This window comes from Saccharothrix sp. CB00851 (genome assembly GCF_001905065.1).
In the GTDB taxonomy this organism is placed as follows: domain Bacteria; phylum Actinomycetota; class Actinomycetes; order Mycobacteriales; family Pseudonocardiaceae; genus Actinosynnema.
This window is the reverse complement of record NZ_LWLC01000042.1, coordinates 44,977-54,912: the sequence shown is the minus strand read 5'-3', so window position 1 is coordinate 54,912 and position 9,936 is coordinate 44,977. Positions and strand designations below refer to the sequence as shown.

Sequence of the window (9,936 nt, the reverse complement as noted above, 5' to 3'; positions counted from 1 at the left end):
GGACACGCCGAGGAACGCATGATCACCCTGACCTTTCAAGATCTGTAACTGGCAGTAAGCGGGAAGGTGACAGGGAGAGCCCGAAGGGGTGGCACGGTGCCGACCTCGAACACCGCGGTGACGTGGTCGCCGGAACGCGAACCTCTATCAAGGAGGACCGTCGTGGACTCGAACCGCACGAACCCGGCCAGGCTCGGCAAAGCAGCTGCGGCCGGTGTGCTGGCCCTGCTGCCCTTCACGGCGACCGGTTGTGCCGGCGACGACCCGTCCGGGGAGGACGCCGCTCAGCCGATCACGGCCGTGGAGGACGACGCACAACTCGAATACTTCGGCTCCGACCAGTTCGTGGGAGACGAAGTGGTCGTCAGCTCCGTCGTGACGTGGGTGCTCGGTGAGAAGTCCCTCATGCTCGACGGCAGCGAGTACGGGGACGCGTCGCTGCTCGTGCTGTCGCCCGACGGGCTCGGAGCGGTCGAGGAGGGGGACATCGTCAACGTCAGCGGGTACGTCGAGCAGTTCGTCCAGGTCAACTACGCGGAGGAGTACGGCGTGTCCGACGAGGGCGTCTACGGCCTCTACGTCGACGAGGAGTTCCTCCTCGCGGACCACATCTGGAACGGCCCGTCCGACTCGTCGGGTACGCCCAAGCCGTCGAGCTGACCTGCGATCGATCGGACAGCGGCCGGACCGGCTATTCGGTGTCACCGCCGCGGGCACGCCTCGGACCAGAGGTGGTCCGAAGAACAGGAGGCGGCAACATGCGGGTGTCCGCCCGATCAGTGACGCGGGACGTTGCCACGGCGCGTCGACCGCGTTCGATCGAGCATCGGCCCATGTCGGTGCAGCCGGTCGACCTCGCCGCCCTCTCCGCTGGCCCGCCGACCTTGGACGACGTCCGATTGCGTTGCGTGAGGAAGACCTTCCAGTGGTGACACTGGTCGTCATGGTGCGTGAGGACGCTGGAAGCGGGTGCTCCCGGTGAAGCCTGTCGGGACCCGAGATCCTGTTCGGTCGATGTCGCGCGGTGTGCTTGCCGGGCTGTCTGATCCACTTTGTAGTGGATTCCCGCATGCCACAACAACCACCTCCCGCACGGCGGACCGACGAGCTCGACCCCATGCCGGTCACCGCACACGGTCATCAGCCTGTGGTGCCTCAGTACGGTGCGGCCCCGCTCCAGGACATGGCTCCGCTCTACGGCGTGCGCGAGCCTGCCGCAGCGAGCGTTGCCAGCGGCGTGGCGTTCGTGGCCGGCGTGTGGTTGGCCCTTGCACCGTTCGCCCTGGACTACGCACCTGCGGAGCAGGGCCTCGAAGGCTACTGGCACGACATCGTCGTGGGCGGCACTATCGGGCTGTTGGCCCTGGTGCGCTCCTTGGCCCCCCGTCACGTGCCGTGGCTGAGCCTGGTCAACGTCGGGCTCGGCGCGTGGCTGGTGCTCTCGCCCGTGGTGCTCGGCTACGAGCCGTGGCCGGTTTCGACCACCGCGGCGGTGAACAACATCGTGGTCGGCGGCGTGGTGATCGCCATGGCGCTGCTCAGCGCGTGGACGACGTACCGGACCCGCTCCGAACGCCGATCGCACGAGGGAGGGCGCTGATGGTCGGCCAACCGTCCCAGCGGTGGGACGGGCAGCCGGCCGACGACAAGCACATGCCGCTGACTGCCGGCGCCGCGAGCGCGGTGACGCTCTTGGCCGGCATCTGGCTGCTGCTGGCACCCCCGGACAACAGGCCTGGCACGGGCCGGAACAGGTGGAAGCCATGGCTCGTCACGCGAGGCTGGACGCCGAGGCGAGGCCTGAGTACGCCATCGTGATGGACACCGGGGACTCGCGGCAGTACCGGTCGGGTTGATCGGTCCGAGTGGTCAAGGGACGCTCCAGGGCCCGTGGCCTCGGCCACCAGGATGCGTCCGCCGCGGACCGCTTCACCTGACGATTGGCTGACGATGGGGCGCGGCCCGGTACCGCGCGCCTCCCGGGGCATGGGCGTGAGGACGGCGGGTAGTCACCGACCATGCGCGCACTCACCGTCGTGCCCGGCACCGCCGGGTCGTTGCAGCTGACCGACCTCCCGGACCCCGAACCGCGACCAGGGGAACTGTTGGTCGAAGGGTTGGTCGTGGGGGTGTGCGGGACGGACCGGGAGATCGCGGACGGCGAGTACGGGTGGGCGCCGCTGGGTCGTGACCGGCTCGTGCTCGGGCACGAGTCACTCGGTCGGGTGAGGGTCGCGCCGGAGGGCAGCGGCTTCTCCGCCGGTGACCTGGTGGTGGGGGTGGTCCGTCGACCGGACCCCGAGCCGTGCGGGGCGTGCGCGCGGGGCGAGTTCGACAACTGCCGCAACGGCCGCTACACCGAGCGCGGCATCAAGGAGTTGGACGGGTACGGCGCCGGGCTGTGGTGCGTCGAAGCGGACTACGCGGTCGGGCTCGACCCGGCGCTGGAGCGGGTCGGGGTGCTGATGGAGCCCACGTCGGTGGTGGCCAAGGCGTGGGAGCAGGTGCGCCGGGTGGGGGAGCGTGCCTGGTTCGAGCCGGAGCGGGCGCTGGTGACCGGCGCGGGACCGATCGGGCTGCTGGCGGCGATGATCGGGGTCCAGCAGGGGCTGGAGGTGCACGTGCTCGACCTGGTCACCGACGGGCCGAAGCCCCGGCTGGTCGAGCAGTTGGGTGCCACCTACCACCACGGGGACATGGCGGAGGTGGCCGGGAAGCTGCAGCCGGACGTGGTGATCGAGGCGACCGGCGTGGGCAGCCTGGTGTTCGCCGCCATGCGCAACACCTCCCCGTACGGCGTCATCTGCCTCACCGGCGTGTCGGAACCGGGTCGCCGGTCCGAGGTCGACGCGGGTGGCGTGAACCGCGAGATGGTGCTGGAGAACAACGCCGTGGTCGGCTCGGTCAACGCCAACCTGCGCCACTACCGGCAGGCGGCGCGAGCACTGGCCGCGGCCGACCAGGACTGGCTCGACGGCCTGATCACCCGGCGCGTGCCGCTGGAATCCTCCGCCGAGGCCTTCGAGGCCGGACCGGAGGACGTGAAGGTGGTCATCGACCTGGAAGGCGGTCGGTGAGCGGTGCCGTCCCCGATCGAGGACTACGCCCTGTTGGGTGACCTGCAGACCGCCGCCCTGGTGGGCCGGGACGGCAGCGTGGACTGGCTGTGCCTGCCCGCGTTCGACTCGCCGGCCTGCTTCGCCGCGCTGCTGCACGACGAGAGCGCGGGCCGCTGGCTGCTCGCCCCGGCCGGTGGCGGACCTGCCACTCGGCGGCGCTACCGCGGCGACTCGCTGGTGCTGGAGTCGGAGTGGGACACCCCGGACGGCACCGTGCGGGTGATCGACTGCATGCCGCCCCGCGGCGAGGCCGCCGACGTGGTGCGCGTGGTGGAGGGCGTGTCGGGCCGCGTACCGATGCGCACCGACCTGCGGCTGCGGTTCGACTACGGCAGTGTCGTGCCGTGGGTGCGCCACCACGACGGGGCGTTGGCCGCGGTCGCGGGTCCGGATGCCGTGTGGCTGGAGGCCGGGGTGCCGGTGCACGGGCACGACCTGACCACCACGGCCGAGTTCGAGGTGCGCGCCGGGCAGCGCGTGCCGTTCGTCCTCACCCACACCGCCTCCCACCTGCCACGTCCACACGCGGTCGATCCCGAGCAGGCCGTCCTGGACACCGAGGACTTCTGGAAGGGCTGGATCGGCCGGTGCACGTACGACGGTCCCTGGTCGGAGGCGGTCCGCCGCGCGCTGGTCACGCTCAAGGCGCTGACCTACGCGCCGACCGGGGGCATCGTGGCCGCGGCCACCACGTCGCTGCCCGACCAGTGGGGTGGGCCGCGCAACTGGGACTACCGCTTCTGCTGGCTGCGCGACGCCACGTTCACCCTGCAGGCGCTGTTGGGCACCGGTTACGTGGCCGAGGCCCGCGCTTGGCGCGAGTGGCTGGTGAGGGCGGTGGCGGGCGACCCGGCGAAGCTGCAGATCATGTACGGCATCGACGGCCGCAGGCGGCTGCCCGAGCAGACCTTGCCGTGGTTGTCCGGTTACGAGGGCGCGTCACCCGTCCGGGTTGGCAACGCTGCTGCCGACCAGTTCCAACTCGACGTGTGGGGCGAGGTGCTCGACGGGCTGCACCTGGCCCGCGAGGCCGGGCTGCACACCAGCGACACCGCGTGGGACCTGCAACGGGAGCTGCTGGACTACCTGGAGGGCCACTGGGAGGCTCCGGACAACGGCTTGTGGGAGGTGCGCGGCCCGCGCCGGCACTTCGTGCACTCCAAGGTCATGGCGTGGGTCGGACTGGACCGCGCCGTGCACACGGTCGAGAACCACGGCCTGGACGGCCCCGTCGACCGCTGGCGGCAGGTGCGCGACCTCATCCACGCCGAGGTCTGCGAGAAGGGCTACGACGCCGAACGTGGCACGTTCACCCAGTTCTACGGCTCACAGGGACTGGACGCCTCGCTGTTGCTCATCCCCAGGGTCGGGTTCCTGCCGTGGGAGGACCCGCGCGTGCGCGGCACGGTGGACGCGGTGCGCCGCGAGCTGTGCACCGACGGGTTCGTGCTGCGCTACCGCACCGACGCCGACGGTGGCGTGGACGGCTTGCCCGGCACCGAGGGCGCGTTCCTGGCGTGCACGTTCTGGCTGGCGGATGCCCTGCACGGTACCGGCCGGGTCGACGAGGCGCGTGAGCTGTTCGAACGGCTGCTCGACCTGCGCAACGACGTCGGCCTGCTCAGCGAGGAGTACGACACCGCGACCGGCCGCCACATGGGCAACACCCCGCAGGCGTTCAGCATGGAAGGCCTGGTCAACACCGCCCGCCGGCTCGGCGGCGCCTCCACCCGCACCTCCGCCGGCAAGGACGAGCAGGCATTGTGACGTCGCCCGTGCCCGAGAGCCGTTGCTGGATCAACCTGGATCGGGTGAAGCTGGCCGAGACGATCGACGCGCTGATCGCGTGCGCGGAGGCGTGTACGGCGTGCGCGGACGCCTGCCTGGGTGAGGCGTCGGTCGCGGAGTTGACCAAGTGCGTGCGCACGAACATGGACTGCGCGGACATCTGCGGCACGACCGCGCGGGTGCTGTCGCGGCACACGGGTTACGACGCGAACATCAGTCGGGCGCTGCTGGAGGCATGCGTGACCGTGTGCCGGTCGTGCGGTGACGAGTGCGGGTCGCACGCGGAGATGCACGAACACTGTCGGATCTGCGCCGAGGCGTGTCGCGCGTGCGAGGCCGCCTGCCGGGACCTGTTGGCCGCCATCAGCTGACCGCGGCACGGTCCGAGTCGCCGAGGCACCGGTGGACGTCGATTTCACCCGGGCGGCGGGCCGTCCTGCGTGGACAGCGGTGTCGGCTCCGCGGTGTCGCCCGTGGTCGGCGTGGTGGAGGTCGTGGAATCGGGTCGTTGGGTGACGGTCGGGGTGGGCGCCGGGGTCTCCGCCGGAGTGGTCAACGGTCGTGGTTCGGTCTGCGTGGTGACGCCGCAGGCGGGAAGCACGAGGAAGGTCACCGCGGAGCATGCGGCGAGCAGGAGCGCGGGCATCTTCACGGGCGTGCCTCCGGGATCTCCACGACGAAGCGGGCGCCACCGCCAGGGCGGTCCTCGACCCAGGCCGAGCCGCCGTGGCGCTGGACGTGCTGGGTGACCAGGGCCAGGCCGAGACCGCTGCCGGTGTCGGTGCCCCGGCTGCCGGCGCGTGCGCCGCGGTCGAAGCGGTTGAAGATGCGGTCGCGCAGGTCGGGCGGCACCCCCGGCCCGGCGTCGTCGACCTCCAGCCGGGCGTGGCCGTCCCGGGTGAGCACGGCCACGCGCACCGCACCGCCGGCGTGGCGTTCGGCGTTGTCGAGCAGGTTGTTCACCACCCGGTCGAGGCGGCGGCGGTCCCCCAGGACCTGAGGGCCGGGTCGTGCCGTGCGAACCGGGACGTCAGTGCCGGGACGGGAGTCCAGGACGTTGTCGACCAGGGACGAGAGGTCGATGACCTCCAAGTCGGTGTTGTCCGCCTCCTGGTCGGAGCGGGAGATCTCCAGCAGGTCGACCACCATGTCGGCGAACCGGTCGACCTCGGAGGTGAGCAGGTCCAGGGCGCGGCCGGCGGTGCCGGGGATCTCGGCGCGGCGGCGGCGCAGGACGGCGGCGGCATTGACCATGGTGGTCAGGGGTGAGCGGAGTTCGTGGCTGACGTCGCCGGCGAACCGGGCGTCGCGCAGCACCCGCTGTTCCAGCGCGTCGGCGGTGGTGTTGAACGTGGTCGCCAGGTGCGCCAGGTCGGGGTCGGTCTGCGTGGGCAGTCGGGCCTTGAGGTCGCCTCCGGCGATGCGCGAGGCGGCGGCGGTCAGCGCTGTCAGGGGCCGTAGGGCACGTCTGCTCGCCCATGAACCCAGCGCGACGCCGAGCAGGCCGCTCACCACCACGCCTGCGATCAGCAGGATGCTCAGGAACCGGAACGTCTGGTCCAGCTGCACCAAGGGTGCGAGTTCGACGTAGACGCCGTCGGTGGAGCTGATCGGCAGGCTGATGGCCAGCACGGGAATGCCGTCGACGACGAGCCGTTGGGAGGCCGGTGTGTCGCGGCGGCCGAGTTCGACCAGTTGATCGGGCAACACTCGGGGGTCGACCTGCCGACCGCTGGTGAGCACCTGTCCGGGCCGGTAGAGCAGCACGCTGGAGTCGGGTCCGGTGGTCAGACCGGTCAGCAGGTCCTCCAGCCCTTCGGAACCAGTGGACAGTGCCTGGTCGACCAGGCGGGCGTTGACCTCTGCTTGGCGGGTGGCGCTCTGCTCCCGCTGGTGCAGCATGTACCCCGAGGTGAGGTTCCACACCAGCACAGCGAGTGCACTGGTCAGCAGCAGCGAGCCGATGCCCAGCACCACCGCGACCCGCCAGCGCAGCGACAGCCGGCGCATCAGCCGGCCACCCGGTAGCCCACCCCGCGCACGGTGACGATCAGCTCGGGGTCGTCGGGGTCGGGCTCGACCTTGCGGCGCAGGCGCCGGATGTGGACGTCGAGCAGCCTGGTGTCGCCGAAGTAGTCGTAGCCCCAGACGCGTTGCAGCAGCTGCTCGCGGCTCACCACCCGACCTTCCGCCGAGGCGAGCTCCACCAGCAGCCGGAACTCGGTGCGGGTGAGGTGCACCTCCTCGCCCGCGCGCAGCACCGTGCTCGTATGCGGCTGGACCTCCAGTTCACCCAGCCGCAGAACTTCGTCGTGGCGGCCGGTGCGGCGCAGTAGAGCGCGGATGCGGGCGGCCAGCACGCTGGCCATGAGCGGTTTGGTGACGTAGTCGTCCGCACCCGCCTCCAGTCCGGCGATCACGTCCGAAGCGTCGGTGCGTGCGGTGACCATGATGATGGGCAGGTCACCCTGGGCTCGAAGGGTGCGGCACACCTCCAGACCGTCCACGCCGGGCAACATCAGGTCCAGCAGCACCACGTCGAACGTCGAGGTCTCCAGCAGCGCGAGGGCCTCTTCACCGGACACAGCGTCGGTGACGGTGAAGCCCTCGTCGTCGAGCGCGAGTCCGAGAGCCTGCCTGATGTGCTCGTCGTCCTCGACCAGCAGCACGGAGAGGGTCATCCCCTGATTCTCGGCGCACGGTGACGGGTCCGCCGCCCGGCGGCGTCTTCCGGCATCGAGACGGAGGCTGATCGTAAGGTCGTTCACCGAGTCGCCATGCGTCAGAGGTGATGGTTGAACGTGAAGCGGTAGCGGCCGTCGACGTCCATGCGGACGTCCAGCAGCTTGTCCCGCAGGTACCGCGCCGCGGCTGGCGCGAGGAAGATCCGGTCACCAGTCGGCGCGGTGACCACCTCGTCCTGCGCCACGGGGTGGGCGGCGACGGTCAGGGTCATCGCGCGCACCCCGTCCCGCTCCGACCAGCCGATCCGCAGACCGCCACGTTCTTCACCCTCACCCGGGGCCAACCCGCCGATCACCGCGCCGGCCGCATGGGTGATGTCCAGCATGGAGGAACTCCTCTCAGGCCTGGGGGTAGACGCCGAAGTGGACGCGCCCGGCATGGTGCTTGCGCACGTCGAGCACCTTGTCCGCCAACGCCTGCGCGGCGAGGGGGTCGAGGAAGACGCGGGCGTCGCCGTGCGTGACGATCACGTCGTCGACCTCGGGGTGCGGCTGGATCGACAGGTCGAAGTCCCGGTCGCGGGTTCGGGTGGTCGTCGCGATCCGCAAACCGCCCTGACGCCCAACCCCGGTGGCCGTGGTCAGCTCGTCGATGGCCTGCACGGCCGTGGTGTCGATGTCGAGCACGGTCTGTCCCCTTCCCTCGCTCGGGTGCGGTCATCGCCGAGACTAGGTCGCCGTCCTCGTCCACGGCCGCATCCCGTTGCTCCGCAAGGAGATTGTCAGGATGTGGCGCGATGAGGCCGAAATCGCAAGGTTGTCGTCAGGTGCGACCGACTGACGACCCTTCTGTGGGCAGGACACCGTTGAACTTCACAGGCAGCTTGCCGACCGCGGTCGGGCAGTACCGATCTGGAATCGTTCGAGGATCCTCATGCCCCCGCCCACGCCCGCAGGTACCCGCCGTCCGGGACGGTCGACCTTGCGATCGCCTGACGACCGGAGGGAACGTGCTCTGCTGTGCCTGACTCGGGTAGCCGGAAGGGCATGAGCAGGATCGGCACGACGCGCTGCTCGGCGTGCGCACACGGAGCGCGGACCAGGTCGAGTCGCGTTCCGATACCGACTGCGACGGCACCTCCGAGACCGTGCCACGCATCGGCGTGCCCGCCGAGGGCGCCGTGGACGTGCCGCCCACCCACTGCCCGCCGAACCACCAGGAGCCAATGACATGAAAGCCCTTCGTACGGCGCTGCTCGCGACGGCCGTTGCGACCGCTGCGGCGTGCACCTCCGGGCCTACCGCCACTGTCGCGCAGCCGAGCAGCGCCCCGCCCTCCGCGACCGGGACGTCCTACGCCGACCTGGTGGAACGCATCGCACCGCACGTGGTGACCGTTCGCACCGACGGCGGTCTGGGCAGCGGGGTGGTGTTCCGCTCCGACGTGGTGGTGACCAACCAGCACGTCGTCGGCGAGCAACAGGACGTCGTGGTCGAGTACGCCGACGGGCAGCAGTCCCCGGGCGAGGTGCTCGCCACCGACGAGGTCACCGACCTGGCGGTGGTGCGCACCGAGCGCAAGGACCTCCCAGTCCCCGAATACCGGGAGGAGCTGCCCCGGCCGGGTGATCCGGTACTGGCCCTGGGCAGCCCGTTGGGCTTCGAGAACACCGTGACCGCGGGCATCGTGTCCGGGCTGCGCCGGGAGATTCCGGGCTCGGCGGCGCAGACCCGGGCGTTGGTGGATCTGATCCAGACCGATGCCCCGATCTCGCCGGGAAACTCCGGCGGTGCGCTGCTGGACACCGCAGGTCGGGTGGTCGGCATCAACGAGGCCTACATCCCCCCGGCTGCGGGCGCGGTGTCGCTGGGCTTCGCCATCCCGGCGGCCACGGCGGTCGACGTGGCCGAGCAGCTGCTGGACGACGGCTCCGCCACTCACCCCTACCTGGGCGTGTCGCTGGGGCGGTTGACCGACGACATTCGTGATCGGTTCGGCGTGACCGCCGACGAGGGAGTCCTCGTGCTGCGCCTGGACGATGGTGGCCCGGCTGACGTCGCCGGCGTGCGTGCGGGCGACGTGGTCGTAGAGCTGGCCGGGCAACAGGTACGCGAGGTGGAGGACGTCCTCGGGGCGCTGCGCCGCACCGAGCCGGGAGAACGGGTCGACTTGGTCGTCGTGCGGGATGGACAACGGCAGGAGCTGTCTGTCGAGATCGCGGCGCGCGAGCGCTGAGAACGGTGGTGGCCGGTCGGTGTGGACGACGGTCGACGTTGGACGGTTGTGTGCTGTTCGCGTGCGGACGCACCGGAGCGTCCTGCTCGTCGCGGCCCTGATCACGCTC

At 70.8% G+C, this 9,936-nt stretch carries 12 protein-coding genes; 7 read left to right on the top strand and 5 right to left on the bottom strand.

Annotated features, from left to right (window positions below):
• Positions 1-162 precede the first annotated feature (162 nt).
• The 5 genes from A6A25_RS33615 to A6A25_RS33595 all read left to right on the top strand — a co-directional run bounded on the left by A6A25_RS33615 (position 163) and on the right by A6A25_RS33595 (position 5,278).
• Positions 163-660 (top strand): hypothetical protein, encoded by a 498-nt coding sequence (locus A6A25_RS33615; protein ID WP_073897111.1) that lies wholly within the window; start codon positions 163-165, stop codon positions 658-660.
• Positions 661-1,183: 523 nt separating this feature from the next.
• Complete coding sequence (locus tag A6A25_RS33610) at positions 1,184-1,600, top strand: SPW repeat domain-containing protein (RefSeq protein WP_073897110.1); 417 nt, start codon at positions 1,184-1,186, stop codon at positions 1,598-1,600.
• A 418-nt stretch (positions 1,601-2,018) separates the two neighbouring features.
• Complete coding sequence (locus tag A6A25_RS46505) at positions 2,019-3,077, top strand: glucose 1-dehydrogenase (protein ID WP_073897108.1); 1,059 nt, start codon at positions 2,019-2,021, stop codon at positions 3,075-3,077.
• A 3-nt stretch (positions 3,078-3,080) separates the two neighbouring features.
• The gene (locus tag A6A25_RS33600; protein WP_073897107.1) at positions 3,081-4,886 is read left to right on the top strand and encodes a glycoside hydrolase family 15 protein; all 1,806 of its coding nucleotides are present in this window, start codon (positions 3,081-3,083) and stop codon (positions 4,884-4,886) included.
• Complete coding sequence (locus A6A25_RS33595; RefSeq protein ID WP_241829061.1) at positions 4,883-5,278, top strand: four-helix bundle copper-binding protein; 396 nt, start codon at positions 4,883-4,885, stop codon at positions 5,276-5,278. The genes A6A25_RS33600 and A6A25_RS33595 overlap by 4 nt, the downstream gene beginning before the upstream one ends.
• Before the next feature lie 44 nt (positions 5,279-5,322).
• On the opposite strand, the gene A6A25_RS33590 is transcribed toward A6A25_RS33595, so the two are convergent.
• The 5 genes from A6A25_RS33590 to A6A25_RS33570 form a co-directional block, all read right to left on the bottom strand.
• Positions 5,323-5,520 (bottom strand): hypothetical protein, encoded by a 198-nt coding sequence (locus A6A25_RS33590; protein WP_143193583.1) that lies wholly within the window; start codon positions 5,518-5,520, stop codon positions 5,323-5,325.
• 35 nt (positions 5,521-5,555) lie between these two features.
• Positions 5,556-6,917, bottom strand: a complete 1,362-nt coding sequence (locus tag A6A25_RS33585) for a sensor histidine kinase (protein WP_143193582.1) — start codon at positions 6,915-6,917, stop codon at positions 5,556-5,558.
• Positions 6,917-7,588, bottom strand: a complete 672-nt coding sequence (locus A6A25_RS33580) for a response regulator transcription factor (RefSeq protein ID WP_073897101.1) — start codon at positions 7,586-7,588, stop codon at positions 6,917-6,919. Before A6A25_RS33580 ends, A6A25_RS33585 begins: the two co-directional genes overlap by 1 nt.
• 101 nt (positions 7,589-7,689) lie before the next feature.
• A complete protein-coding gene (locus tag A6A25_RS33575; protein ID WP_073897099.1) occupies positions 7,690-7,977 on the bottom strand; it encodes a hypothetical protein in 288 nt (95 codons plus the stop codon).
• 13 nt (positions 7,978-7,990) lie between these two features.
• Positions 7,991-8,278, bottom strand: a complete 288-nt coding sequence (locus A6A25_RS33570; protein ID WP_073897098.1) for a hypothetical protein — start codon at positions 8,276-8,278, stop codon at positions 7,991-7,993.
• 392 nt (positions 8,279-8,670) lie between these two features.
• Here A6A25_RS33570 and A6A25_RS44355 point away from each other — a divergent pair, with 392 nt between their 5' ends.
• Positions 8,671-8,826 carry a hypothetical protein gene (locus A6A25_RS44355; RefSeq protein WP_158073862.1) on the top strand — a complete coding sequence of 52 codons (156 nt, stop codon included), beginning with the start codon at positions 8,671-8,673 and terminating at the stop codon, positions 8,824-8,826.
• On the top strand, positions 8,823-9,827 hold the full coding sequence (locus A6A25_RS33565; protein ID WP_083668883.1) for a S1C family serine protease: 1,005 nt from the start codon (positions 8,823-8,825) through the stop codon (positions 9,825-9,827). Before A6A25_RS44355 ends, A6A25_RS33565 begins: the two co-directional genes overlap by 4 nt.
• Positions 9,828-9,936 lie beyond the last annotated feature (109 nt).